This is a genomic window from Microcoleus sp. B4-C1 (genome assembly GCF_036705285.1).
GTDB lineage: Bacteria > Cyanobacteriota > Cyanobacteriia > Cyanobacteriales > Microcoleaceae > Microcoleus.
In genome coordinates this window covers 66,706-92,527 of sequence record NZ_JAUBUC010000010.1, presented here as the reverse complement: position 1 = coordinate 92,527, position 25,822 = coordinate 66,706, and the positions used below count along the sequence as shown (strand labels likewise).

22 protein-coding genes and 1 tRNA gene are annotated in these 25,822 nt (G+C 45.8%); 11 read left to right on the top strand and 12 right to left on the bottom strand.

What is annotated here, in order from left to right:
• Positions 1-10: 10 nt before the first annotated feature.
• From QUB26_RS06345 to QUB26_RS06330, 4 genes are all read left to right on the top strand, one after another.
• Positions 11-1,186 carry an aminotransferase class V-fold PLP-dependent enzyme gene (locus tag QUB26_RS06345; protein ID WP_333243846.1) on the top strand — a complete coding sequence of 392 codons (1,176 nt, stop codon included), beginning with the start codon at positions 11-13 and terminating at the stop codon, positions 1,184-1,186.
• 586 nt (positions 1,187-1,772) lie between these two features.
• The gene (locus QUB26_RS06340) at positions 1,773-2,120 is read left to right on the top strand and encodes a DUF6717 family protein (RefSeq protein WP_015175132.1); all 348 of its coding nucleotides are present in this window, start codon (positions 1,773-1,775) and stop codon (positions 2,118-2,120) included.
• Between the two features lie 14 nt (positions 2,121-2,134).
• Positions 2,135-3,484, top strand: coding sequence for an LCP family protein (locus QUB26_RS06335; protein ID WP_333243843.1), 1,350 nt, complete (start codon positions 2,135-2,137; stop codon positions 3,482-3,484).
• A gap of 113 nt (positions 3,485-3,597) precedes the next feature.
• Positions 3,598-4,107 (top strand): pentapeptide repeat-containing protein, encoded by a 510-nt coding sequence (locus QUB26_RS06330; RefSeq protein ID WP_333243840.1) that lies wholly within the window; start codon positions 3,598-3,600, stop codon positions 4,105-4,107.
• 128 nt (positions 4,108-4,235) lie between these two features.
• On the opposite strand, the gene QUB26_RS06325 is transcribed toward QUB26_RS06330, so the two are convergent.
• A complete protein-coding gene (locus tag QUB26_RS06325) occupies positions 4,236-5,489 on the bottom strand; it encodes an S-layer homology domain-containing protein (RefSeq protein WP_333243838.1) in 1,254 nt (417 codons plus the stop codon).
• 376 nt (positions 5,490-5,865) lie between these two features.
• Positions 5,866-6,558, bottom strand: a complete 693-nt coding sequence (locus tag QUB26_RS06320) for a GDSL-type esterase/lipase family protein (protein WP_333317155.1) — start codon at positions 6,556-6,558, stop codon at positions 5,866-5,868.
• 80 nt (positions 6,559-6,638) lie between these two features.
• On the opposite strand from QUB26_RS06320, the gene QUB26_RS06315 reads away from it, so the two are divergent.
• The 5 genes from QUB26_RS06315 to QUB26_RS06295 all read left to right on the top strand — a co-directional run bounded on the left by QUB26_RS06315 (position 6,639) and on the right by QUB26_RS06295 (position 9,768).
• The gene (locus tag QUB26_RS06315; RefSeq protein WP_015175138.1) at positions 6,639-6,869 is read left to right on the top strand and encodes a DNA-directed RNA polymerase subunit omega; all 231 of its coding nucleotides are present in this window, start codon (positions 6,639-6,641) and stop codon (positions 6,867-6,869) included.
• Positions 6,870-7,121: 252 nt separating this feature from the next.
• On the top strand, positions 7,122-7,766 hold the full coding sequence (locus QUB26_RS06310; protein ID WP_333317154.1) for a hypothetical protein: 645 nt from the start codon (positions 7,122-7,124) through the stop codon (positions 7,764-7,766).
• A gap of 242 nt (positions 7,767-8,008) precedes the next feature.
• The gene (locus QUB26_RS06305) at positions 8,009-9,133 is read left to right on the top strand and encodes an RNA-guided endonuclease TnpB family protein (protein ID WP_333243830.1); all 1,125 of its coding nucleotides are present in this window, start codon (positions 8,009-8,011) and stop codon (positions 9,131-9,133) included.
• 155 nt (positions 9,134-9,288) lie between these two features.
• Entirely contained in the window at positions 9,289-9,657 is a 369-nt protein-coding gene (locus QUB26_RS06300) for a DUF1818 family protein (protein ID WP_333243826.1), read from the top strand.
• Positions 9,658-9,694: 37 nt separating this feature from the next.
• Positions 9,695-9,768, top strand: a tRNA-Pro gene (locus tag QUB26_RS06295).
• A gap of 323 nt (positions 9,769-10,091) precedes the next feature.
• Here QUB26_RS06295 and QUB26_RS06290 read toward each other — a convergent pair.
• A complete protein-coding gene (locus tag QUB26_RS06290) occupies positions 10,092-11,789 on the bottom strand; it encodes a mechanosensitive ion channel (RefSeq protein ID WP_333317152.1) in 1,698 nt (565 codons plus the stop codon).
• An 84-nt stretch (positions 11,790-11,873) separates the two neighbouring features.
• Positions 11,874-13,091, bottom strand: coding sequence for a transposase (locus tag QUB26_RS06285; protein ID WP_333243821.1), 1,218 nt, complete (start codon positions 13,089-13,091; stop codon positions 11,874-11,876).
• A 147-nt stretch (positions 13,092-13,238) separates the two neighbouring features.
• Between QUB26_RS06285 and QUB26_RS06280 the strand changes: the two genes are divergently transcribed.
• Positions 13,239-13,703 (top strand): SRPBCC family protein, encoded by a 465-nt coding sequence (locus tag QUB26_RS06280; RefSeq protein ID WP_333039545.1) that lies wholly within the window; start codon positions 13,239-13,241, stop codon positions 13,701-13,703.
• A 160-nt stretch (positions 13,704-13,863) separates the two neighbouring features.
• Here the strand turns inward: QUB26_RS06280 and QUB26_RS06275 are convergent, their stop codons facing one another.
• From QUB26_RS06275 to QUB26_RS06240, 8 genes are all read right to left on the bottom strand, one after another.
• The gene (locus tag QUB26_RS06275) at positions 13,864-14,550 is read right to left on the bottom strand and encodes an alpha/beta hydrolase (RefSeq protein WP_333243818.1); all 687 of its coding nucleotides are present in this window, start codon (positions 14,548-14,550) and stop codon (positions 13,864-13,866) included.
• Between the two features lie 441 nt (positions 14,551-14,991).
• Positions 14,992-15,816, bottom strand: coding sequence for a transglutaminase family protein (locus tag QUB26_RS06270; protein WP_333243815.1), 825 nt, complete (start codon positions 15,814-15,816; stop codon positions 14,992-14,994).
• 168 nt (positions 15,817-15,984) lie between these two features.
• The gene (gene mutL / locus QUB26_RS06265; RefSeq protein ID WP_333317150.1) at positions 15,985-17,862 is read right to left on the bottom strand and encodes a DNA mismatch repair endonuclease MutL; all 1,878 of its coding nucleotides are present in this window, start codon (positions 17,860-17,862) and stop codon (positions 15,985-15,987) included.
• 182 nt (positions 17,863-18,044) lie between these two features.
• Positions 18,045-19,154 (bottom strand): ATP-binding protein, encoded by a 1,110-nt coding sequence (locus QUB26_RS06260; RefSeq protein WP_333317147.1) that lies wholly within the window; start codon positions 19,152-19,154, stop codon positions 18,045-18,047.
• Positions 19,155-19,718: 564 nt separating this feature from the next.
• Positions 19,719-20,990: a beta-ketoacyl synthase N-terminal-like domain-containing protein gene (locus QUB26_RS06255; RefSeq protein WP_333317144.1), complete on the bottom strand. Its 1,272-nt coding sequence runs from the start codon at positions 20,988-20,990 to the stop codon at positions 19,719-19,721.
• Between the two features lie 216 nt (positions 20,991-21,206).
• Positions 21,207-21,998 carry a peptidylprolyl isomerase gene (locus QUB26_RS06250; protein ID WP_333317142.1) on the bottom strand — a complete coding sequence of 264 codons (792 nt, stop codon included), beginning with the start codon at positions 21,996-21,998 and terminating at the stop codon, positions 21,207-21,209.
• Positions 21,999-22,315: 317 nt separating this feature from the next.
• Entirely contained in the window at positions 22,316-22,882 is a 567-nt protein-coding gene (locus tag QUB26_RS06245; protein WP_333057558.1) for a photosystem I assembly protein Ycf4, read from the bottom strand.
• Positions 22,883-23,000: 118 nt separating this feature from the next.
• Positions 23,001-24,410, bottom strand: coding sequence for a transposase (locus QUB26_RS06240; protein ID WP_333317140.1), 1,410 nt, complete (start codon positions 24,408-24,410; stop codon positions 23,001-23,003).
• A gap of 217 nt (positions 24,411-24,627) precedes the next feature.
• Between QUB26_RS06240 and psbD the strand changes: the two genes are divergently transcribed.
• Entirely contained in the window at positions 24,628-25,686 is a 1,059-nt protein-coding gene (psbD, locus tag QUB26_RS06235) for a photosystem II D2 protein (photosystem q(a) protein) (protein ID WP_333055206.1), read from the top strand.
• Positions 25,687-25,822: the final 136 nt, after the last annotated feature.

Sequence of the window (25,822 nt, the reverse complement as noted above, 5' to 3'; positions counted from 1 at the left end):
CTAATTACTAATGATTAACCAATATTGGTTGCTAGATCGCGATATAACTTTCCTCAATCACGGCTCTTTTGGGGCCTGTCCGATTCCCGTACTCGAAGCGCAAACCATTTTTCGAGAACAACTGGAAAGAGAACCTTTGCGCTTTTTACTGCGGGAATTTGAACCCTTGTTGGATAATGCGAGAAATCAGTTAGCAGCATTTCTCGGTGCGAGTGAGGATGACTTGGCGTTTGTCCCGAATGCCACGACGGGAGTAAATGCTGTTTTGCGATCGCTCTGTTTTTCTCCGGGCGACGAATTGCTAACTACAAATCAGGAATACAACGCTTGCCGCAACACACTTAACTTTGTAGCCGAGCGGACAGGTGCTAAAGTAATAGTAGCAGAAGTCCCCTTTCCCATTGAGTCACCCGACCAAATTATTGAAGCAATAATTAAGTGCGTTTCACCGCAAACAAAGTTATCCTTATTAGACCACGTTGTCAGCCAAACAGGTTTAATTTTTCCCATCAAACAGTTAGTGGGCGAGTTAGCTAACCGTGGCGTGGATGTATTGGTAGACGGAGCTCACGCGCCGGGAATGGTAGCACTCAATTTAGATGAAATTGGCGCGGCTTACTATACGGGAAATTGCCACAAGTGGCTGTGCGCGCCGAAAGGTGCGGGCTTTTTATACGTGCGGCGCGACAAACAAAATGCCATTCGGCCAACTACAATCAGTCACGGTGCTAATTCGCCCCGCGCTGATAAATCGCGCTTTCAGCTAGAATTTGACTGGATGGGAACAGTCGATCCTAGCCCCTATTTGTGCGTGCCTGTAGCTATTGATTTTATGGGTTCTTTGTTGAGCGGCGGATGGCCGGAATTGATTGCAAAGAATCATGCTTTAGCATTGGCTGGAAGAAAAATATTGGCGGACAAATTAGATTTGCCACTACCTTGTCCAGATGAAATGGTGGGTTCGATGGCTGTTGTGCCGCTGCTAGACTCCCAGTCTGATGTGGTTGCAAAGGGAGGAATTCCACCTTTGCAAGAGGCGCTGTGGGAGATTTTTAAAATTGAAGTTCCGGTGATTCCTTGGCCGAACGCTAGTAAGCAGTTGGTGAGGATTTCGGCTCAGTTATATAATACTTTACCGCAGTATCAATATTTAGCTAATGCCCTGGTTGAGCTGACTAGAATTTGAGTTGGAGCTTCCCGAAAAGAAACATAACACCCAGCTACAAATAGTTATAGGTTTGTAGTTAGGGTGTCCGTCCTCATAGTTTGGGAGAATACAGACTATTTGTCCTTACTATAAACGTAGTAAAGGTTATACAAATAGGGCCCATAATAGTAAAAATTATGTAAGGAATCACCTTTATTCCTCTTGAATTGGGATACTATTTATACTAATTCTCAAAACTCATGCAACAGTAGCTGTAGGGTGCGTCGCCACCTGCCAATCCTAAAAAAGAGCGACAATCTCCAAGCGACGCACCTTACCTGAAGCGTGAGCGTAAACAAACCAAAAACTCATAATTGTTGCAAGAGTTGGGAGAATTGGTATTACATAAAATAAAAAAAGCCACAAAAATAGATTTAAAACCCCATCGCTCTCAACTTCACCAATCCGCCCAAAGCGAATAAAATTTGTAAATAACCCACGAAAAATCCTACGTTAAAATAGGGTTGTCAAAGCGGATAGTGCACAACTTCCGCGCCACAGAATATAATGTATCAACAGTTGCATTTTTGCAGACAAAAAAAGGAAATGAAAAGAGGCGAATACCATGTCCAATGCCATGATGGTAATTTACCCCTATCGCGAACAGTACACCTGGGTTTTTGACGACGAGCGAGTCGGACTTGTCCGAGAACCATTTGTTCAGGGTGTCCCCGAAATGATTAACGCGCTTGTCGCAGACATTCCCAATGCCGCCCAAGGTTTCCGACTTTTATTTTCAGCCAATCCATTTCCCGGATATCAAGCAGAAATGCTGTGGTTGAAAGCAGAATACGGCGGTAACTGGTATCGGTGGGAATCGAAAAATCTCGAAGGCTGGCTGTGTCCGGCTATGTTCAAATACTTTCCAGAAGCCCCGCCCAAGTTTTACTGCAAAGCTGAAAAACTGCAATAACCAACAGCAAGTCTATGAAAAACTTGTCAATTTTTAAAAGAGACTTTGTTACACCAGTCGCTGAAATATCTCGAAAAAAGCCTAAATTCTTCCTGTATATAGTGGGGCTATTTTTCCTAGTTTTCACAGCCGCCATCTCGGCTACATTGGGTGCAATTACCGCCCTTTTAGCTCCCGTGGAACCGCCAATTATCAATAGAGTATTAGAGGCGACGGGCTTTGACTATCTATCCTCCAACCGCTCTGGATACCGCCTGTCGCGGTCAGTTAATATCTTGATATTGGGAATTGACGCCATGCCAGAATCTGCTGCCAATTCCCCTAAGATATTTAACGGCCGCAGCGATACGATACTCTTATTTCACCTCGAACCTAGAGATAAATCTATTAGTTTACTTTCAGTTCCACGAGATACTAAAGTCGAAGTTCCCGGAATTAGATTCAGCAAAATTAGCGAAGCTAATGCTACGGGAGGAGCAGCTTTGGCGACGCAATTAGTTAGCAGTATGCTGAACAATACGAAAATTGAAAGATACGTGCGAGTCAGCAGCAATGCGTTTCGGGAATTAGTCGATTTGTTGGGCGGAGTTGAGGTATTTGTACCTCGCGCGATGTCCTATACAGATACTGCCCAAAAGTTAAAAATAAACTTAGGCCAGGGATGGCAAACTCTCAACGGAGAACAAGCAGAACAATTTGCTCGATTTCGCAACGACGGTTTAGGAGATATTGGCCGCATTCAGCGGCAGCAATCTTTAATTCAAGCTATTCGGGACCGCCTCGCAAGTCCATCAGCATTGGTGCGCTTGCCACAAATTGTTCGATTGATGCAAAAATATGTGGATACAAACCTAAATTATGAGGAAATATTGACGCTGGCAAATTTCGGTTTGCAATTGGAGCGAGATAATTTTAAAATGGTCATGTTGCCGGGAAGTTCTAGTTCAGAAACAGGGGATTTGAGGAGTTATTGGATTGTAGATGCGATCGGGCGCGATCGCATTATGACACAATACTTGAACCTGGGCGTGCCGGATTTTGAACAAGGACGAATTCGCAATTCCAGCGACTCCCTGTTGCCCAAAAACCTCAAAATATCTGTCCAAAACGCTTCTAGCAAACCGACAACTGCAAAAAACATTGCTGAATTTCTCACAAAAAAGGGCTTTTTTAATGTATCTGTAGTGCAGGATGCGCCCCAGAAGCAGCGTCAAAGTCAAATTATTGTTCAGCAAGGCGATTTAGAGGCAGCGAATCTACTGCAAAAAGAGTTAGGCGGCGGTAAACTTGAAGCATCTTCTACGGGTGAAATTAATTCTGACTTGACCCTTCGCGTTGGCGAAGATTGGGTAAAACGATTTTAATTAGTCATTAGTCATTAGTCAACAGTCAACAGTCAACAGTTAACAGTTAACAGTCAACAGTTAACAGTCAACAGTCAACAGTCAACTATGCCCAATTCCCCATTCCCATCATCATGAAAAGTGTTTTCCGAATATTCCTGAGCCTGTTTGTAAGTTTAGTGTTGGCTGTTGGGTGGGTGCTGCTGAGTGCTACTCCGGCATTTGCCCTGCCGAAAACAAATATTAATTACACAAATATTAATTTGTCCGATCGCGATTTTTCCAACTCTGATTTAGCGGGGGGAACATTTGTCGCTGCGGAAATGCGGGGAACCAATTTTCAAGGTGCTGATTTAACTAATGCGATTTTGACTAAGGGAGTTTTGCTGAATGCCAACTTGTCAGGTGCCAACCTCTCCGGCGCTTTGGCAGATAGAGTTACATTCGACGGCGCGAATTTGATGAATGCTAATTTTACCGAGGCAATTATGACTCGAACTCGGTTTTTTGATGCTGCCATTTCCGGCGCTGATTTTAGTGACGCGATTATCGACGCTTATCAAGTGACTCTCTTGTGCGAGAAAGCAGATGGTGTCAATCCCGTGACGGGAGTTTCTACTCGCGAAAGTTTGGGATGTCCGTAGGAATTCACACTTAAAGAAAATCCCTGGCTAATTATTTGATTAGATGCACGTGTAGCAATGTAAAATACACACATTAAAACCCCTCTCCTGCAAGGCGAGGGGTTTGAGGAAATTTCCAAGTATCGGCTCTATCGAGCGCTACAAATGCCTGTGCTGGCAGTACCAACTACCAAATCGGAATTCAACAGCAAATCTAAATCGGTGTCAGGATTAACAGCATACAAATCGACTTTATCTCTACCCAAAAATACCCCGATCAAAGTCCCGATTCCCGCACCGCCGAGCACCTCTTCAGTCGCGATCGCCCGATCGCCCGTAACACCTGCGATCGCCGCCGCTGCTGCTGCACCCAACGCCGTATTCTTAACCAGATTGCCAACATTAACGCCCTTGGTAACAGTTTCTTTCCTAGTAATCACTTGCGAAGTGGCATTGAGAGGCACTCTGCTCCCGTTGAGTATACTTAATTCTTGAGCCACAAACTGAACGCCCGATGCAGTCGATCGCAATTCGCCGCTAATTTTCGAGCCTTCGGGTATCAACACTTGGCCGTTATTGCCCGTGATATCCGCAGCTACAGTCAGCGTAATCGGAGACTTGTCATTAGGGGCGAGCAAAATCTTGCCTTTTGTGTACTCGATGGGGATAGTTACCCCCCTGGGAATTTGCACAGCAACCGACTCGCTAACATCAATCTTAGCAATGTAAGGAGAATTAATTGGTCTTGCTTGATTGGTACTCACTAATGTTTGATAGATAAAAGCAGCTACTTCAGCTCGCGTTGCTGACTTGTTAGGTTTGAGAGATTTAGGATTGGGATAGCTGACAACTAACTGTTTTTCAGTAGCCGCAGCAACGCTTTTGACAGCATAACTTTGAATCTCACCCGCATCATTATAGTAGCTGAGAACATCTTGAAAATCGCACGTAGGCTCATAGCCCATGCCGTTATTTAAAGCGACTACAACTTGAACGCGAGGAATCTGCTGTGTTGGCCTGAAAACATTGCCGGGATAGCCAGACATCCATCCCATTTCGTAAGCTTCGGCGATCGCCCCGCTTGCCCAAAAATTGGAGGGAACATCGGCAAACCGCACAGCACCGCGGGTTTTTGCCTTTTTCACCGAACGGATCATTGCCGCAAATTCAGCCCGCGTTACCGGTGCATCCGGGCGAAAACTGCCATCGGGAAATCCTTTGATAATTCCTCTTTCTGACAAATCTTGAATAAAGTCTTTTGCCCAGTAGTTATTATTAACATCCGAAAAAGCTGTCTGAGCAAAAGCAGGCGCGGCAGTTAGCATCGGCGCTGCGGTTCCGGCAACTGTTCCCAGTGTTAATAAAACAGATGTACCAGATTTAATGCGATGTAATACAGACATTTTTAAATTCTCCAATTTACACAAGCTTTTTATTGAGGAGAACTAAGCTTTTGATAGGCTGATTGATTCTGCCCAACTTGCTCTTTCCCTCGGTTATGTAATCATTATTGAAGAATTTTACTTATGGTGCGGGGAAGATACGGTCTTTTAAAATAAATATTTTTATGGTGATTGGGTAATTTTAAAATGCTTAAATTCCTTAAAATCCTTATGTTGCTTATCTCCCTTATCTACCTTGAAATTATAGAGTTCTGGATGCAGAGCCTTTATATGTAGGGGCGGTGCCAAGAGTGCCCGCCCTCACTCGACTAGATTAATGACTAATAACTAATAACTAATGACTACTATCTAATGACTACCGACTACTGACAACTAACTAATGACTAATACTTGCGATCGGTTCCCAACTTGTCACATCTTCAAATAAAGATTGATATCCACCTACATTGGGATGCAGCCCATCTGCAATCAGGCGCGATCGCCACCAATCACTGCCCCGATTTATCCATTTATCAAAAATATCTAAATAGGGAATTCCCCGCAACTCACAAGCTAATTTCGTTGCTTCTTTATACCGATATTGGTCAGCATGACTGTAATACAAACAATCTTGAAAAGGCATTTTACTTTCATCCACCGGCACCATCCCGACAAATATCACCGGACAAAGTTGTTGGGACAGGTTTAACAAATGATCCAAAACAGTTTTAAAATGTTCAAACTCAGTGTAGCTGCGCCCGGTAGGCGACTGCACTCTCGCCGAATCGTTGAGGCCTACCGAAAGAATAATCGCATCCGGGAAACGGTTTCTCAGTTCGCCACGGTGGCGAAACTCGTTTTCGAGCCGCTGGGAGACTTGATAGGTGCGATCGCCCCGAACGCCCAAATTGTATAAAACGTGTCCTGCACTCTCCGGTAACATCCACTGGCGCCGCAATCTTTCCACCCAACCCCCACCTACACCGTCGCCGAAACCGTAGATTAAGCTGTCACCGAAAGCAACCAATTTGAGGGGATGAGAATTTCCCCGATGCAAGTGACCAAAGGAATAGGCTGTTGCTACCTGCATAAGTAATGATACTCAGTTAATAAATTATGAATCTTGACATACTAGACTAGAATGTAACATTACATAAAGTAGGGAGTCTCATGGTTAAGCGTCCAACTTTCGATTCAACTCAGCTAACCCGTCGGGCGGAAGAGTTGATTAACGGTGCATCCAACCGCTATCGGATTACGGTGCAGGTGGCGAACCGCGCAAAACGCCGTCGCTATGAAGATTTTGACAATATGGACGACCATCAAATGAAACCTGTAATGCGGGCGATATTTGAGATGTCGGATGAACTGACTCAGCCGGAAATTATCGGAGACATCTAGAGTTGGGGAGTTTTGAGTTTTGAGTGGTGAATTGCGAGTAATTTTTTTAAACTCCACACTCAAAACTTTCTTAAACTAGACTTGGGTGCGCGGGAGGAGAAACCCGGTTGATTCCTAGTTCCCTTGTTAAAAAAACTCTGATGTTTCTAATAAACCGGGTTGAGGATCGTAAATCCTAAAATTAGAAACTAGGACATCTGCTTGGGGGTAAGTTTATGAAATTATTCTATTTTTGAAATTATTGTCAAAACCGTGAATAGATTAAAGCAGGGCTTAAGTTTTCTCTTGGTTACTTTGAGTGTAGCGATTTTCACGCTTTTGAGTTGGGTATTGGAATCCGGGGAACTGAGTATGTCGGCTTTGGAACCTTCGCTGCTGCGGAGTTCTGAGTCTGTATCAGTGCAGCGGGTGGCTCAACAATCTGCGCCGCCGCAAGTGAGGGTGCAAGATGCGTGGAAATTGGTGTATGAAAAATTGCCGGATTTGCCGATCGAAAATAACTACATTTCTAAGGAAACTGGAAAAGTCGATCCTACCAATACTTTAGTCGGGCGGTTCATTCGATATCACGTATTTGTCAAAGGACGGCCGCCCAATTACCGCTTTGATTGGAAGTTGAGTTTAGCTGACTATTTGGGGGCGACTCCAGATTATTTGGTGGAAAGTGTTTATCCGGGAAAAGACCTTTTGCGCTCAAATCCAATGGAACAGGATCGTGCTGCTATTCAAAAGTTAAATAGAGCACAGCGGGATGCTTTGGTTCAAGCTTTGGTTGATGTTTTTACGGAGAATTCCGGGCGTGGGCGCACACCTGCGGGGGAAAAACCACAAGGGCGATCGAATTCGCCGGAGATACCGCAGCCGCAGCCGGGAGATGCGAAGTTGCTGGCACCCTAATACTCAGGAATACAGAAATCGGGTTTTTTACCGAAAAATTGGGTCTAAAGCCCCGTCCTTTTAGGACGGCTTTTCCTCTTTAAGCTTATCAATCCAGTCCTCTACAAGTTGGGTCATTGTTTTTTCTTTCTGTTTGGCAATTCTCCGCAACTTCTCTAGCCGACTCACGGCAATGCGAATACTTAATCTTTCTCTGACCATTTGGCTACCCAATTGCTACCTATTATGTTATCATAGTTAGCATGAAAACATTGAAGTTCAAGCTATATCAAAGCAAGCGGAATAAACACCTCAAGCGAAGTATCAATGCTGCGGGGGTGATTTATAACCATTGCATTTCACTCCATAAACGGTACTACCGGATGTGGGGAAAGCATTTGAATTGTGCAAAACTTCAATCGCATATTGCCAAACACAGAAAGCGTAAAGCGTTCTGGCAAAGGGTCGGCTCTCAAGCGGTGCAGGATATCTGCCAACGCATCTCGATTGCCTACCAACTGTTTTTTAAGCATCACAAGAAAGGAGTTAGACCTCCCGGATTCAAGAAAGTTCGCAGATACAAATCGTTCACTCTCAAGCAAGCTGGCTACAAATTCTTAGGCGGCAATCGAATTAAGATTGGGAATCGCGTTTATCAGTATTGGAATTCCAGAGAGATAGAAGGGAAGGTTAAGACGTTAACCATTAAACGCACGACATTAGGAGAGTTGTTCATGGTTGTGGTCGTTGACAGCGTTGGAGAGCCTGAAACCAAAGTCGAGACGAGTAAAATCGCTGGCTTTGATTTCGGCTTAAAAACGTTTCTCACCTGCTCAGATGGAACAAAAATCGAATCACCGCAATTTCTGAAACAGTCCCTCAGCGCTATTAAGAAAGCAAATCGTCAGCATTCCCAAAAACGGAAAGGCTCAGCGAACCGAGAAAGAGCAAGACTTAATCTAGTTCGCAAACATGAAGCCGTAGTGAATCGTCGCTCTGATTGGTTCTGGAAATTGGCTCACGAACTAACTGATAAGTTCGACGTGCTGTGCTTTGAGACGTTGAATCTAAAAGGAATGCAACGACTTTGGGGGCGTAAAATCTCAGACCTTGCATTCAGCGAATTTCTCCAAATTCTCGAATGGGTTGCCAAGAAGAAAGGAAAACAAGTAGTTTTCATTGATCGTTGGTATCCATCTAGTAAGACTTGTTCCCATTGTGGACACGTTCTGAAAGAGTTGGATCTGTCAGTTCGTGAATGGCGCTGTCCGTCCTGTCAAAAGGTGAATGATAGAGACGAGAATGCAGCTAAAATTATTTGTGCGGTTGGGGCATCAACCGTTAAGTTAGGTGATGTTAGACAGGCTATGCCTGCAATTGCTGTTTGAGCTTAGAATCCCCTCGCCTTTAGGCAGGGGAGTATGTCAAGGAAATATTGCTGTTGACCCTTTAACACAGCTAAAAAACCCGGTTTCTTCCGTTTCGTATTTATGGGTAAGCCCTACTAATCTAAAATCCAAAATCTAAAATCTAAAATCCCTCAATGGTGGAACGTGTAATTAAAACGGGTGTTGGGTGGCGTTTGGGATGGAACCCAGAGGCCCAGGAGTTTAAGGGTTTGGTGGCTGGCGACGGTTGGGCGATCGAACTCACGGAGGCTGAGTTGAACGATTTTTGCCGATTGTTGGGACAATTAGCCGGCACAATGAGTCACATGGCGTCTGAGTTAATGGACGAGGAAAAAATCGCCATAGAAGCCGAAAGCGACTTGCTGTGGGTGCAGGTGGAAGGCTATCCCGAAGCTTACAGCGTGCAGTTGATCTTGAATGCTGGCCGAAGGTGCGAGGGTTTTTGGCCGGCGGCTGCGGTTCCGACTTTGGTGCAGGCTGCAAAAGTTTTAAAAGTTTTTTGACTTTTTCGGGAATTCTATGCTAAGCTATTAAAGCTGTCGGGGCGTAGCGCAGCTTGGTAGCGCACTACTTTGGGGTAGTAGGGGTCGTGGGTTCAAATCCCGCCGCTCCGATTGTGATAAAACCTTCTCTCTGAGGAGGTTTTGTTGTTTTAGGGCCGACGACGCAGCTCTTAACATTCTCAATTAGGGGCATGGGCCCAGAAACAAAAATCAATCTCTGCTTCCGAAAAGTCTATAGCTATATCCTCAAATTCAAAGGCTTTTCGATTGCTTCGCGACCCTCACAATAGACCTTTTGCAAAAGTCCTTTTGATAAATTGATCGGACGGGCAAGATGCCCATCCCACAAGAAAAAATAACTCTTGTGGGATGGGTCTAATGAAATTAAGCATAAAAAAATGGCGTTTGTACTTGACAAACGCCATTTTATAGCATTACAAACGTGGCGTCTTATCTTGTTTAAACGACGCTAATAATTCGCGAATTTGGTCGGCCGCAATCTCGCGCCCGCCCAAACCAAAAGCTAGAGCAATGCCAACGGCGATCGCCCCAAGCAGCAGCCCGAAAGCCAAATTCACAATATCGCTGCCAATGCCCATCTGTTGCAGGGCCAAGGCCGAAACAAAGGCAATAATCGCAACCCGAGCCGCTTGGCCCAAAAGCCGCGCTTGGCGAGTTCCAGAACTGGCAATCAAACTAAACGCCAGATTCGCCAAATACAAGCCGATCGCAAATACCACCAAACCGGCTAGCACCCTACCTGCAACCAGGACAATACCGCTAACAATCGCAGTCAGTGCTGGAATCCGCAGCACATCGGTAGCCGCCACCACAGCAAACAGCATGATGCCCACCTGCACCACGATGCCGACAAACTCAGAAGGGGTGCGGGCCGGAAGTTCCGGTTCTTGAAGAAACGTTGCCTCCGGATCGATCGAACTTGGCGGTAGCCGCAGTCGCTGTTTCGGCTGCTGCACTCCCAACCAAGAAAAGATATTGTTGAAGCCAATTCCCGTCAGGATATTAGTCACCAAATCGCTGATCCAGCGCCCCAAAAAGTAAGCAACCCCCAGAATTAGCGCTGCTGTAAAAATGTTGGGAAGCGCGCCCAGAATCGTGTTGAGCATCGCGATTGCCGGCTGCGAAATCGCCTGAATGTCCAAAGCGTTCAGAGCTGCGATCGCCGTTGGAATCAAAATCAAAACATAGACGATCGTACCGACAATCCACGACAGCGATTGTCCGCCCGAAGTCCGCGAAATTCCAAACCGAGTGCCCAAACCGTCCGCCCCAGCAGCAGCCAACAGATTCGTGACAATCCGCCGCACCACCATAGCCAGCAGCCAGCCCACAAACCCAATCACCACAGCTTCCAGAATTTTCGGAATTGCCGCCAGAATTTGGTTGAGTAAATTATTAACCGGCAGCAGAGCCTGCTGCATTTCCAGTGAGTCGAGAATCAGCGGCAAAAACAGCAGAAAAATGAACCAGTACAGCGCATTCGCCAGAGTATCGCTCAGCAGCAAAGGGCGCTCGCTGGGCGTAGCGCCTACCTCCTGATTCAAGCGCTCGTCCACGTTAAAAGCCCGCATTGCCCGCGATACGGCCATTTTGGCTACAGTCGCCAACACCCAAGCAATCCCCAACCAAATTAGCGCCCCGGCTAACTTCGGCAAGAAACCGGTAATTTGATTGAGAAAAGTGTTGAGGGGTTGGGAGACAGCCGTTAGATTCAGCCGGTTGAAAAAGGCAATTAGGAAAAAGACAAAAATGATCCAGAAAACCGCTGCAGAAATCCATTTTTCCACTTGCGGGGCTCCAGATCCTTCCGGGCGGCCGGTAATCCAAGTAGCCAGTCGGTTGTCGATCGTAGTTTTCTTGAGCAATCCCCCCACTACAGATGAGACGAGGGCTGATACTATCAAGCCAATGAGCAGGATACCGACTGCCCAGAGGAGATTTTCAATGTTTGAGCCCTGAAGGAAATTGTTAATTCCGCGTTCCGCATCTGTCAGGGGATTTGCGGGCTGGGCCTGGGCCAAAAGGCGTAGCGTAGCGGGGCGTAAGCCATCGGACAACGCCGCTATTGGGCCCGATATGGGTCTAGTTATTTCTTGCCAAGTTTCATTCATTTTTTTCTCAGGTTAACGTCAGATTTGACAAGGAGAAGACGAAACTTTAATAATAGTTCCAAAAAATCTAGACATCGCCTAAATTTAATGTTTGTACACTTTTAATCGTACTGGGTTAACTACAAAACCCTCTATCGAATTTGGGATCAACCCATCTCCGACTGCTTTTGGGGCAATATTCAAAGAACCGTTTACATCGGCATTTATGAATCGTCCAGTTTGGGTTCTGAACAATCCTCTTTTTACCCTACTGCCAATGTAGTCGGAATGTTGTTGAATTGGTTCCAAATCCAAAGCTGAACATTTGGAGGTGTAACTCTCCTCAACTAACCCAACTTGAATTCCCGCAAGTTGTCCTTTGTACTGCAACATTTGCACGAATCGGCGATGGGGAATACAGGGAAAATTTTGATTATTAACCAAACCCGTATTAATCCCATCTTTAAAATCATCGTTCCAGCCTATAGCCAGCAAGCCCATTTGATAATTAACGAGTTCTTTAATAATTGCGGAACTCGGCGTATGGAGGCAGTAATCCACTTTACAGTTACGCTTGTGCCACAATTTGGCAAGTTTTTCACTGTTTTTTTGCGCTGCGGGCAGCAATGATTTCAATGCCGATGAAACTTGATTGCAGTATTGGTTTGTTGACTTAACAGCCCCTCCGTCGTAGATTGTCGGTACTAACCCAGGAACATTGTAGGTTAATGTTGCCAGATTGTTTAATCCTAAATCTATGGCACCTACTTTCTGATTTACTTGTAAAGGCTGTTCTAACTTTTCATAGAGCACCTGGCCCCCATAACAACATACTTTGGGAACAATCCGGATTTCCAGACTGGAGGTGACTCTTGAGGGCAACCAAATATTAGTCCCACAGGGACGAGCATATCCTTTTTTTAAGGCTTTTTTGCTGACAGCTTGACAATTAAATACAACTACATAGCCCCCATCCTCTCTTTTTCGCTCTCTTGAACCTTTATAATGAGGGATTTGCGGTGCTGCTTGAAATTTAGTTGGGTCTTCCTGATAGTTTCGCAGCGCCAGATAATAGCTAGTCCATGCTTTGAGGACTAAGCCGATCGTGCTTTGTGCTAATTTTGCGGGCAGTGCTTTGCAATCATGACTTGTTTTGAGGGCGCAATCAACAGCCAGAGCGTTTCTTTCTTGGCTAGCGAAAAACTTTTGACGGTAGATGTAATTAGCCTTATTGTAAAGATTTTTGCACAGCCAAGACAGTCTATCGGCTTCTCGATAAAACCTATGATTTGGTTTAATGATGTGCCTTTCGACTAACTGCATAATCGGTATATATACTTTAATTCAAGATGATACACTGTATTTATGAGTGTGTCAATCTTTTAATTTCTGGAAAAATTGACGTTACAAGTAAATAAAGGACTATCAAGTAAGCAAAGTTTTGTAATACCCTCCTTGTTGCAGGTTCTCATGTCAATTCGTCAAGTTTTCGAGCAATCCATTGAAATTCGCGCTGCTGCTACTCTGGTGGAGCAATGTATAGTCGATCGCACTTTAATGCACAAGTGGCTCAATCCCCTGCTACGCTGCGATCCCCAGGGCGAATGGGATACTACCGTAGGAAGTCGTAGCTTATTTATCATAAAAATTCCTGTTTTGCAACCCTCTTTAGAGAGTGTTGTGTTGGAGCGACAACCAGGTTTAATTGTTTGGGGGTTTGACGGATTTTTCAAAGGATGCGATCGTTGGGAATGCCAGCCGCAAATCCAAGGTACTCTCTTGATTAACCGCTTTGAATTTCAAATTCCCAATCGTTTAATTAGATTTGGTTTCAATCGTTTTGCAGCCCCTTGGACAGAAAAAGATATGAAAGACCAACTCCGCCGACTAAAGCGGGTAGCCGAGCAACTATCTCAAAGAATGGGTAAGGGGTAATGAATAATGGGTAATTGGGAACTTTTACCCTCGCGTAGCCGAAGAATTGGGAATGGATGATGAGTAATTGCTAATAGCTGAAAGCTACAGCTAATACGAAAAAAAGCACCCATTCCCAATTTCCAATTCCCGACTCCCCCTTCCCTCCAACTTCAGTTATTTACTTCGCACTTCCCGCTGGATTGGGCTGACACATCATTTCTCTCGCCGAATTCACGGCTTGGTTAGCCGTATTTTGCAAAGCCGGGGAATTTTGATACAAAGCTTGCAAATCTTGCACATCTTTAATCACTCGTTCGTAGATAGCCATCGCTTGATTGCCGTCAACTTCTAAAGCCGCAGGGCTGTAATTTTGCATTACTTCAATCAGCGATATTTTGCCATCTTTGGAAGCTGCGACTAAAGCATCGCGCAGTGCGGGCACGCTTTGAAGCCGAGCAGTCGGCGCATAAGCAACCTCCCCCAATTGTTTGAAAACTATTTCCCCAAAATAAGTGCTTGCTAGCCGCGCTACTAATTGGGAATCTAAAGGCACTTCTCGCGTTAATATTTCGCGCACCGACTCGGGAGTTTGTTTCGCCAGACTCAGAACGCTTTGCAGTTGAGAGGAAGCCTTGCCAGTTTGTACAAAGCTTTGCAAGTCGCTCATCGGTAGTGTTACGTCAACAGCACCGTATTTTACGGTAACATTATCTAATGCAAAGGCTTTGCCGCTGCTTAGGAATACTGCACTTGTTCCCAGCAAAAGTGCCAAACCTAATGATAAAGACTTTGACATTCTTTTGGTTAAATGGACTGACAGCGATTGCATTCCGTTGAGATAACCTTGTTGAAACTGAAAGTTCATGAGTTTGTGCCTCTTTAGGTCAAAATACTTTTTAGATCGCTCTTCTGTGCGGATATCTGTGCGGATATCAGTCGGGAAAGTCGAATCGGGATTTGCGTAAATGACCTATGATATTACAGTCAAGTCAAGCAAATTCAACCTATCAAAAGATAGGTTTTAATTTACAATTAATATGTTATAGTTAATTCTTTGCCAAATTTTAGATCCCATGGCAAAAATGATAAAAGCGAAATTTGGTCGTCAGGCAGCAGTTTATTGAGTGTCACTTTTATGTCTTATAGTGTGCTGTGCGACATATAGCGAATTTAAGGATCGCGAATTAAATAACTTACAATTTTAATTGTTATTGTGGGATGGGCCTAAGAGCCCGTCCAAAAACGACGGGCTCTTAGGCCCATCCCACTTTCAAGAGTGGAAGTTATTTAATTCTCATTCCTAACTTCAAAGATCCCGATCGAGCCGATCGACCAATTGGCGAATTCTAGCAGCATCAGGAGCATTCGGAGCATTTCTCAGGTATAATTCCAAATCGTGGCGCGCTTCTACCAAGCGTCCCAGTTGATAATAGAGAATTCCGCGATCGCGCCGTTCCCCCAGCGCATCGGGAAACAGCAGCAAAATCCGTTCAATCGCCAATAGTACCCTCACAGCATCTCCCTGTTGCAAGTAAATCGCCTTCAGATTTCCCAGCATTCGTCCCAACAAATGTCGGCGACTTACCGGGGCGAGAAAAGTCGTCTGCAACTCCATAGGTTGCCCATAAATTTGAGAAAGTCGGGCTTGACAATCTTCAGGAAATAAGATTTCGCCGCCGTTAAACGCATCAACAAAAATGCCAGCATCTTCAAAATCCGGTCTAATTAAAAAATGTCCCGGCATCCCAATTCCCACCATCGGAAAATCAATCCGCTTAGCAACCTCCAAATAAACCAAAGATAAAGAGATCGGAATACCAGTACGCCGATCGAGCACTTCATTCAAAAAGCTATTGCGCGGGTCGTAATAATCAACATCATTGCCCGCAAACAGCAACTCCCCGTATAAATAGGCGTTAATAGTTTGAATAATCCGCAGTGGATAATTCTGTGCCGGCAGGCGATCGCGCACTTCATCTGCGATCGTGTCAAGAGCGTTGAGATACTCCTCTGGCTCTAAATTTGGGTATTCTTCCAAAGCCATATAAAGAGCAGCTTTCGCCAGGTCGATCGAGCCATCAGGCTGATTTATTTCTCGATAAAATAGTTGTCGGGCGATCGGAAAATCCATATTTATGATTTATTTGATTTTAATTGACATTTTATACGAATATCCAATTGCCCAAAAAAATATTAAAAACATCTCTCTTCTCTTCCTCTCTGCGTTCTCTGCGCCCTCTGCGGTTCAAAAAAAACAGTCCTGTATGTAACGCGCACCTTACAGCTTAACTTTTAACCTTCAAATCCCGTGACTTTTACCAATCACCCAACTGCGGCGAAAAATCCGAGCCAGAGTCGATTCTTCCAAAGCAAAATAGATAGGGCGGCCGTGAGGACAAGTGCGCGGATTGCGAGTTTGCTGCCATTCATCCAACAAATTTTGCATTTGGGAAAGACTCAAAGGAGTACCGTTTCGCATAGCACTACGGCAAGCAGTCGCAACTTGAGCCGCTTGTAAATCTGCGACTTTACTGAGTTCAAAAAGCGCATCCGCACAGTCATCTCGATCGGCTAACAATTCAGGAACTTCGCGGGCAGCCCATAGCTGTTCGCCAAAACTTTCTACTTCCAAACCCAATCGGGATAAATTCTCTATTTGCAGCGCCGATAACTGACTGAGAATTACTGGTTTTTCTAGACATTTTAGCTGCCAAGCCGCGCACAATTGCTCGTACAAAACGCGCTCGTGAGCGATGTGTTGTTCCACCAACCACATTCCGCTGGAATGTTCGGCAACAATGTAAGTATTGTGAACTTGAGCGATCGCCCTCAATTCCATCAATCCTATTTTATGAGCTTTTTCCTGTTCGCCACCTTCATCATTCTGCCTCGCCGGAATTCCGACACTGTAAGCACTTTTTTCTTCCGATGCCTTCAGCAATTTTCCCACTCTATCGGGAATTGGGGCAGGCTGCAAAACTTCATCGTTCAAATGTAAAGCACGAGAAATTGCCGCGCTAACTTGCGCTTGCCAAAAGCTTGGATCATGCAGATAAATTTCAACCTTAGCCGGGTGGCGGTTCCAGTCGATTTCCGAAGAGGAGATTTGCAGGTGGACAAAACACACGGGATAGCGATCGCGCGGACAAGTGCGGGCAAAGGCGCTGAGAATAGTTTGCTCTAATTCGGGCGATCGCACAACTCGCCGATTTACCCCAACTTTCACCCAATCCGGCCGCCTGCGGTGACAGCGATCGGGCAAACCAATTACTAATTCTAAAAACTGGGAATTAGGCATTTGGAATTGAGAAGTAGCAACTGGGAATTGGTAATTAGGTTTAACTGTAGCGCCCACAAGTTGAGTTTCTAGCAAGAAATTTGCTGCTTTCTGATTTTGAGGACTCGCCGGCAAATCTAACTTTAAATACTGCAAATCGCTCGATCGCACACCGCGCACAAATTGAGGTAAAAGTTGTTCCGCTGTGCTACCAGGAGTTACGTGCAAACAAGGCGTATTTCCTTGACGCAACTGCCAATTAACGTGCGGGTGACAAATAGCAATTTGCTGAAGAGTTAATTGGATCGATCGCATTTGCTGTGCCGGCGACAAAAAACTGCGGCGCACAGGCCAATTGCCAAACAAATTATCAACAGTCACCACCGTACCAGGAGCGATCGCGGCTGTTTCCACCTCTACAGCAACGCCCGCGTTATTGTAAACCACCCGCCAGCCCGATCGAGCATTTTCAACTCCCCCCTTGTTAAAGGAAGATTTGGCGGGGGTTTGCGCCGACTCTCGATTTTCCGAAAAATCCCCCAATCCCAAATCATTCGATCGGCTCAAAACCTCCAAACAGCCCAATTGAGCTAAACTGTGCAAAGCTTCCCCACGAAATCCCAAAGTATCAATTTTGTAAAGGTCAGCTTCAGTGGTAATTTTGCTCGTACTGTGAGGCGAAGCCGCCTGCTGCAAATTTTCCAGATCCATTCCTGTACCATTGTCTGCAACTTGCACCCGCCACTGTTCGGGCCAGACAGAAACAACGATGCGAGTTGCGCCAGCATCCAGAGAATTTTCAACTAATTCTCGTACCGCGGAGGCGATCGAGTCAATCACTTCGCCGGCGGCAATTAAATTGATAACTTCTGTGGGTAAGGTTTGAATAGTAACTGGCATCAGATTTTTAGCATTTCGTTAATTCAATTCTACTAGATCCTGCAAGTCGCTACACCGTATTAGGACTTAGGCTCTTAAACCCGGTTTATTAGAAAAATATTGTTTGATAACAAGATATCTACTCATCAACCAAGTCTCTGAAGCTTAGTGAGAAAGTCCTAAGTATATATCTTTCTACCTACTTAAATTTGATCTGCTAAATCCATAGTTTTCGGCAAGCGGATGTAAAAAGTTGTGCCTTTTCCGTCCTCCGACTCATAAGTAATTTGCCCTTTGTGAGCCTCAACCATCGACTTAACAATTGCCGTTCCCAACCCAGTACCAGTCCGTTTACCATAAGTCACAAACGGTTCAAATAACTTTTCCTTAATTGCCTGCGGAATGCCCGGGCCGTTATCGTAAATGCTAATTTCTGCCCACTCCTCAGTTTGTGTCACCGCAATCTCCACCCGCCCCCCTCTTCCGCCAAAAGCCTCAACAGCATTCCCAACTAAATTTTGTAAAACGCGCAAAATCTTATTCTCGTCCGCTTCCACTATCACTTCTGTCACCCGTACTACCAAATCTACTTTTGCTGCTTCAAAATAAACTCTGTTCAACTTTTGAAACTGCTGCAACGTCTGAATTAGATTAACTGGTTTTTTATTTAATACAGAATTGCCGCGCGAAAATTCTAACACTTCTTCAGCCATCCCCAACATTCGCTGAACCTGCAATTGAATAAGTTCGCACCACTCCTGAGTTTCGTCATCCGGGTGCATTTCTTTGAGCACTTCACTAGAGAGTTTAATTCCGGTAAAAGGACTTTTGAAATCGTGAATAATTGTACTCACCATTTCTCCTACCAATACCATTTTTTGTTTGTGTACCAACTGGCTAACATATTGATCCGTGGTATCCCGTAAATTTTTAGTAATGAAACTAAACATTTGCAATACCGAACTGCCTTTAGCAAACTGGAGAGTTGTTATTAGTTTTTCACGGTCTATTTTGGCCAAAGTCGAGCCGGTAACTGCCACAGCTCTAGCACTGCGAGGCTCTCCGTCTAAAACTCCGAGTTCGCCAAAATAATCGTCTGGGTTAGCGACAGCAACAGTTTGATATTTATGATTTTCAATCCGCTTGCTAAACTCGACTTTACCTTCTAAAACTAGATATAAAAAATCCGCTGTTTCTCCTTCTTCAAAAACCAGCGTTTCCTCAGCAAAACTCTCCAAAACAGCTATTTGGCAAAGGTGAGCAGCTTGCTCTGGTTCAAAATAAGACATAAATCGATGAGAGGCCAGATCCATGTGAAAATACCTGAGACTTAATTTAACTACCAGCCGGGAAGTCCCTCGGTATATTTAGAGGGGATTAATTTGAGCGCTGCGCGAAGTACCCCGAATAAATTACCGAGCGTGATGGAAAGAAGCGTCGGGTGTAGGTACGGAAACCGACAATTATTTCTTTTATACCCATTGATGATCGGGAAATACTCTGATACTATATTAGCAAGTGGGGGTGGAACTACCTCACTATAAAAAGCCTTTGAAAAAAAGGAAAAAGAAGCCTGCGGTCTAACTGTACTCAGTTGACCGTCAGGTTTGTTCACTAAAATACAATACTGCTTTAATCTGGCTCTCTTTTCTAGCCTCCGAGGCTTTGACGCAAGGATTAGCGTCGGGATGGAGAGCCAGACTAGCATAGCAGCACCAGCAATCTCACCAAAATTCTCAGTTAATTGACTAAAATACATAAATTGTACTATTTTTGAGATTTAAATTCGATGTGGGGGGGTTCTCCGGCCACCTCAGAAGATTTTAACTGTAGAGAGATCGTGTAATTTAAATGCCGATCGACCGAGTTTACAAAAATTAACGATCGCCCGATAAAACGATCGCAGCATTCTGCCCGCCAAAGCCAAAACTTAAACAAACCGCATTTCTGACAATAGCCGATCGCGCACAGCGAACAAAATCTAATTCAAACCCCGGTTTTTTCATTCCCACGCAAGGCGGCAACATCTGATATTTAATACTCATCAAACAAAAAGCCACGCCCAAAGCTCCCGAAGCTCCCAAAGTATGACCCGTCGCCCCCTTAGTCGAACTAACAGCAACTCCTGGGTGAAATAACTTCTCAATTAACAGTGCTTCGTGTCGGTCATTTAACTCAGTTGCAGTACCGTGAGCATGAATAAAATCTATATCAATCGCCGCTAAATTGCTGCGTTTCAAACATTGATTTACCGCCGCGATCGCACTTTTCCCCCCCAGCTCCGGCGCATTAGCATGGCAAGCATCATTTGTCAAGCCAAAACCGGAAACTCGACCGTAAATTTTAGCACCACGACGCCTTGCCAACTCGGCCGATTCTAATACAAATAAAGCCCCGCCTTCACCGATCACAAAGCCTTCCCGATTTTCATCAAAGGGATAGCACCCATTGTTTGCCAAAGCACCCATCCGGCTAAATCCAGCCAGAGTCAGCGGTGTGATAGGCGCTTCCACAGCACCTGCGATCGCCCGCTGACACTCACCAGTGCGGATTAAATCAACAGCACGGGCGATCGACTGTATGCCCGTCGCACAAGCAGCCATCGGCGCCAGCACCGGCCCCGTTGAGCCAATTGCCCTCGCCCCTGCGATCGCCCCCATGTGAGGCAAAAAATTCACAAATTGAGAATTGGGAATTGGGAATTGGGAATTGGGCATGGGGAATTGGGAATTGGGCATTGAGAATTCTCTTTCCTCTTCCTTCTCCCCTCTTCCTTCTTCCTTCTTCCTTCTTCCCTCTTCCTTCTTCCTGACATCCGTTACATCCGTTACAGAATCCGTTGCCGAACTTCCTTCCCTCGCCAACTGTTCCAAATTTGCCTGAAACCCGCGGCTAGAGCCAATAACAATTCCGCAATCAGGCAAAGGCAAAGTCAAATTAGCATCTTGCAAAGCATCTGCTAAAACCTGCCGAATTAAAGTTATTAAATCGGTCGGTTTTGTGCCAATTAAAGCCAAAGGTCGCCGTTCAAGTTCTAAAAAAGGTTGATGCCGAGCGATTCCCGATTCTCCATACAGCAGTCTTTTCCAGCTTGTTTCCAGAGTGCCTAAAGCCGAAACAAGACCAATTCCAGTAACAACAACATCCATAGCTAAGCCGATTTTAGATTTTAGATTTTGGATTAAAAGAAGAATCAGGCCAGACGATTTTAGATTTTGGATTAAAAAGGGATAATCTAAAATCTAAAATCCAATTCCCTTATCTCAAATCCCGAATTTACAAGCCATCGGATCGATCCCGTGGGGATAATCAAAAATCTAAAATCCAAAATCTAAAATCCAAAATCCAAAATTGGTTGACTACCTTCAGCTAACAGGCTTAAAATTTTCCAAACCTTGAGTAACAGTAGCCTTATCAATGCGATCGCCCGCTTCAATCTTATCAACAACATCCATCCCTTGCTTCACGTACCCAAAAACTGCATAGCTACCGTCCAAAAACGGTACATCCGTCAAAGTAAAGTAAAACTGAGAAGAAGCCGAATCAGGACTCTGCGATCGAGCCATAGCCACAGCCCCGCGACTGTGCATCAACACGGGTTTCTCCTTAACCCCAGCTTCTTGTAGCGTCGCGCTGTAAGTCGGATTGGCAGCACCTTGAGCTTTAATTTCCAGAGGAATCCTGCGTTCTACAGTAGTTTTCGGGTCAATAAAACCGCCAGTTCCCAGTCGCGCCGTAGGGAATTTAGGGTCTTTACCCTGGGGGTCGCCACCCTGAACTACAAAAGGCTGAGGTTCCCGCACGACTCGGTGAAAAACCAGCCCGTCGTAGACACCTTTCTGAACCAAATCGACAAAATTGCCCGCAGTAATTGGCGCATTTGTGCCGTCGAGTTCGATCGTAATTGGAGCACCTTTAACCGTCATCACCACCGTTGCTTTTCCGTCCAAGCGTGGCAAATTGCTAAATTGCGAACTCGCCGCTACAGCAGCAGGAGAAGGAGACGGAGACGGAGACAAAGAAATACTTTCACCCGACACCGGATTCGATGTCGGAGTCGAGTTTGCGACAGGGGAACTACCGCATCCTCCGACAAACAACGCGCCAATTATTAAAAGTGAGAACAACCACCGCTGAATTTTGATTTGCATTTGCATTTGTATTTTCACGTTGAGTCAATTACGGACTTTGCAACTAAAGATTTTAATTCAATAGTCCGGACTGTTTTTAGTTCGTAGTCTAAAACCAGCGATTTTCCTTGGATAGCGAACTTGCTTTGGAGCCTTGAAAACCTTATTCTACGGTTTGCAATCAAAAACTTTCGCAAGTATGGTTAATTGATAGATTCAAAAATTGGTAACGGGGCTGACTCGCAGATTGACGTTTTTCACTTACCAGGTAGGTAAGGTGCGCGGCCCGGCACACCCTACCAGACATTACCAATCTCAAATCTCAAATCGCCAATCGCAAATCCCTAAAGTCCTTCTAGGGGAACTTGCAAAAACCGAGCCAATTCGGCCGCTTGATTTTCCACTTCAGACAAAGCAATCGGCTGTCCGACTCGAGTCAGGGGAAACTGACGGCGGTCTTTGAGCTTAAGATAAATACTGCGGCGGGGATTGAGACCTTCTTTAATGTCCACGCGCACAGATTGCACCTCCGATGTCTTGCAATTAAAATCAACCTTGCGGTTTTTGCCCGGAAAACCCCAGCGAAAGATCCGAATGTTACCAGTTTGTCGATCGAACTCGTTGTAGCCGCCACCGACATCCCAGAGAATAGTCAGCCACAGGTAGAGCGCCAACAGCACGCCACAGACACCGTAGAAACCCATCGCAATGCCTTGGGGGATGAAAATGAGCTGAGTCGGGTCAGCAAAAGGCAGCAGGTTAACGTGCAAGTAGCTGGAAATGCCCGACAGCAGGAAACCAGTCCCTCCAATGCTGACCACCGTCGCCCACCAGTAATTGCTGAAGCGGCGGGAGCCCAAAACCGGGTAGCGCAGGACAGGATCGATCGAGGTCATTGTTTTTGCAGTCATAAAATTAAACAGCCTTAAAGCCAAATCTTAATTCAATTAGCCCACCGAGCGTCACCCTTCGCGGACGAGATCGCGATCGGGCGGGTGGGGATTGTGTATCAACTCCTGCTAATTATGGTCAACTACCGCCATCAAGCGGAGTACCGCTATGATGGGGGCTTGTATCTGAACTCCACCTCAATTCCGAAAACCTCGAAAGGATTTCAGCTTTGGCTTCACCGCTCGATACATGAGGGAGTGCTGACAAGACCCCGGTACTCATCCAGGCTTGCCGGACGAGCAACGTTCTAAGTGCGATATTTCGCGCCCCAACCAGATCTGCATGAAGTTGATGCCCACAGCATTCACAGCGGAAAATCAGCCCCTTGTTCGGTCGATTAGCCTTTGAGGTATGCCCACATTTAGGGCAACTTTGCGAGGTGTAATGTGCTGGAACTTTAGTAGCTAACGAGCCAACCAGCACAGCCTTGTAATCGATATAGCCATGCAATTCGGCAAACGACCATTGAGCCACGTTCCTGTTAGCTTTCCGTTGTTTCTTGCTTGCCCGTCTGCCCGATTTAGATTTAGTTCGATCGCGTATTCCGGTCAGATATTCTAGTCCAATCAGGCTGTTAGGCTTGGCGATTTTACTCGCAATCTGGTGGTTCACATCAGCGATAAACCGTCTCTCCCGTCCCGACAAAGCGATTAATCTTCGCTTCGCCGAACGGGTGTCTTTTCGCTGTAGAGATTGTCTGGCTTTTTGATAACGGTTGGCTCGATGTCTAGCCGCCTTGCCCGAATAGAAACTCGACTTATTAGCTAAGTCTGTTTCGACTGCGAGGTATCTCATTCCCACATCTATACCAGAAATTCTAGTGATGTTCAGTGGGTCGAGAGTAGGCGTTTCCACCTCCAAGCTCACCATTAGATAGTAAGTCTTCGAGGATTTCTGGTAGACAATTTTAGCAGCACCGATCTTCTTGGACGCTCGCATCAGATCGATGTGCTTGTTGTAGCCATCAAACGGAACAACAATTCGACCACCCAGGGTGTTAATACTGACCCGTCGATCCTTTTTAAAGGAGTAGTCGCGCTGGTAATTAAGCGTACAAGTCCGCGAGGTGTATTTGGGAGCTCGATCGAGTCCCTTGTACCGCCGCTTGGTATACCCAGCTTTAAGCGCCTCGCTATTCTGCTTGGCTTTAGTCCACAGCGTCTTAAAAGTCGCAGCAACTTGTCTTGGCACGTTACACGCCATCTGGGAACCAAGCCCAAATAATGCCCGTAGCTCCGAGTAGACCAACTTTTGTAGTTTAGCTCCGTTGCCAGATTTACCGTTATCAAATGCCACTTGGGATGCGTAGTTCAGCGCATCCCGATAGGCCAAAGAAACCTGAGCTACCGAGATTTTTTGCTCGGCAGTCAGGTTTAATTTGAGTTTTGCGGTAATTACTTGGCTCACAACTTCTTCAACAGATAAGAGGATAATCTTACCCTGTGAAGGATTTGAGTGCAAGCGCAGAGTGTTTGTTCGTCTGCTCAACCACCGCCACCTCGCCGCTTGGCGACGAAGGGTCAGTTGGATTGTTGCTGAGCATCGTCAACCAAGATGGCATTCCTCTCAACCACCCTTTCATCGAGTACGCCTCTAGTGGGGGAACCCTGCTGTTCTAGTTGAAATTTATGAACTTCTAATATATAGTTATGTTAACTTTAATTAGAAACCTTGGTCTTTTAACAAGCAAGAGGATTTTATAACTATGACAATCGCAGTCGGACGCGCCCAGACCGAAAGAGGCATCTTTGATGTCCTCGACGACTGGCTCAAACGCGATCGCTTCGTCTTCGTAGGCTGGTCTGGCATCCTGCTATTCCCCTGCGCCTACCTAGCCATCGGTGGCTGGTTAACAGGCACCACCTTCGTCACATCTTGGTACACCCACGGTTTGGCAAGCTCCTACCTCGAAGGAGCCAACTTCCTCACCGTAGCAGTCTCCACCCCAGCCAACAGCCTCGGACACTCCCTGCTGTTCCTCTGGGGCCCCGAAGCACAGTGGGACTTCACCCGCTGGTTCCAACTCGGTGGACTGTGGACATTTGTCGCCCTCCACGGCGCCTTCGCACTGATCGGCTTCTGCCTGCGTCAGATTGAAATCGCCCGCTTGGTAGGCATCCGTCCCTACAACGCCCTAGCATTCACCGGCCCCATCGCCGTGTTTGTTTCGGTGTTCCTGCTTTACCCCTTGGGTCAATCAGGCTGGTTCTTCGCCCCCAGTTTTGGCGTCGCAGCAATTTTCCGCTTTTTGTTATTCCTGCAAGGCTTCCACAACTGGACGCTCAACCCCTTCCACATGATGGGCGTTGCAGGCATCTTGGGCGGTGCGCTGTTGTGCGCCATCCACGGTGCAACCGTAGAAAACACCTTGTTTGAAGACGGCGAAGGCTCAAACACCTTCCGCGCCTTCAACCCAACTCAGTCAGAAGAAACCTACTCGATGGTTACAGCCAACCGTTTTTGGTCGCAAATCTTCGGAATTGCCTTCTCCAACAAACGCTGGTTGCACTTCTTCATGCTGTTCGTACCTGTCACAGGCTTGTGGATGAGTTCCATTGGCATTGTCGGTTTAGCATTAAACCTGCGGGCCTATGACTTCGTATCACAAGAATTACGCGCTGCTGAAGATCCTGAGTTTGAAACGTTCTACACTAAGAACATTCTGCTTAACGAAGGCATTCGTGCTTGGATGGCTCCGACAGACCAACCCCACGAAAACTTCATCTTCCCTGAAGAAGTTCTGCCTCGCGGTAACGCACTTTAAAAAAATCAGGATTTGGATTTCAGATTAATTTAGTTTTTTTAAATTAATCTGAAATCCAAATCCCTACTCCCTGGCGCAGGCGCGGTACTCCCGTGCCCTACTAGGGAACAAAAAACCCAAAATCCAAAATCTAAAA

Excerpts from the sequence above, each read along its gene's own strand:
- QUB26_RS06300 (WP_333243826.1), top strand. The coding sequence starts at position 9,289 with ATGGTGGAACGTGTAATTAAAACGGGTGTTGGGTGGCGTTTGGGATGG.
- QUB26_RS06330 (WP_333243840.1), top strand. The coding sequence starts at position 3,598 with ATGAAAAGTGTTTTCCGAATATTCCTGAGCCTGTTTGTAAGTTTAGTG.
- QUB26_RS06290 (WP_333317152.1), bottom strand. The coding sequence starts at position 11,789 with ATGAATGAAACTTGGCAAGAAATAACTAGACCCATATCGGGCCCAATA.
- QUB26_RS06315 (WP_015175138.1), top strand. The coding sequence starts at position 6,639 with ATGGTTAAGCGTCCAACTTTCGATTCAACTCAGCTAACCCGTCGGGCG.
- QUB26_RS06280 (WP_333039545.1), top strand. The coding sequence starts at position 13,239 with ATGTCAATTCGTCAAGTTTTCGAGCAATCCATTGAAATTCGCGCTGCT.
- QUB26_RS06245 (WP_333057558.1), bottom strand. The coding sequence starts at position 22,882 with ATGACTGCAAAAACAATGACCTCGATCGATCCTGTCCTGCGCTACCCG.
- QUB26_RS06340 (WP_015175132.1), top strand. The coding sequence starts at position 1,773 with ATGTCCAATGCCATGATGGTAATTTACCCCTATCGCGAACAGTACACC.
- QUB26_RS06345 (WP_333243846.1), top strand. The coding sequence starts at position 11 with ATGATTAACCAATATTGGTTGCTAGATCGCGATATAACTTTCCTCAAT.
- QUB26_RS06275 (WP_333243818.1), bottom strand. The coding sequence starts at position 14,550 with ATGAACTTTCAGTTTCAACAAGGTTATCTCAACGGAATGCAATCGCTG.
- QUB26_RS06305 (WP_333243830.1), top strand. The coding sequence starts at position 8,009 with ATGAAAACATTGAAGTTCAAGCTATATCAAAGCAAGCGGAATAAACAC.
- mutL (WP_333317150.1), bottom strand. The coding sequence starts at position 17,862 with ATGCCAGTTACTATTCAAACCTTACCCACAGAAGTTATCAATTTAATT.
- QUB26_RS06320 (WP_333317155.1), bottom strand. The coding sequence starts at position 6,558 with ATGCAGGTAGCAACAGCCTATTCCTTTGGTCACTTGCATCGGGGAAAT.
- QUB26_RS06260 (WP_333317147.1), bottom strand. The coding sequence starts at position 19,154 with ATGGATCTGGCCTCTCATCGATTTATGTCTTATTTTGAACCAGAGCAA.
- QUB26_RS06270 (WP_333243815.1), bottom strand. The coding sequence starts at position 15,816 with ATGGATTTTCCGATCGCCCGACAACTATTTTATCGAGAAATAAATCAG.
- QUB26_RS06250 (WP_333317142.1), bottom strand. The coding sequence starts at position 21,998 with ATGCAAATGCAAATCAAAATTCAGCGGTGGTTGTTCTCACTTTTAATA.
- QUB26_RS06255 (WP_333317144.1), bottom strand. The coding sequence starts at position 20,990 with ATGGATGTTGTTGTTACTGGAATTGGTCTTGTTTCGGCTTTAGGCACT.
- psbD (WP_333055206.1), top strand. The coding sequence starts at position 24,628 with ATGACAATCGCAGTCGGACGCGCCCAGACCGAAAGAGGCATCTTTGAT.
- QUB26_RS06285 (WP_333243821.1), bottom strand. The coding sequence starts at position 13,091 with ATGCAGTTAGTCGAAAGGCACATCATTAAACCAAATCATAGGTTTTAT.
- QUB26_RS06335 (WP_333243843.1), top strand. The coding sequence starts at position 2,135 with ATGAAAAACTTGTCAATTTTTAAAAGAGACTTTGTTACACCAGTCGCT.
- QUB26_RS06325 (WP_333243838.1), bottom strand. The coding sequence starts at position 5,489 with ATGTCTGTATTACATCGCATTAAATCTGGTACATCTGTTTTATTAACA.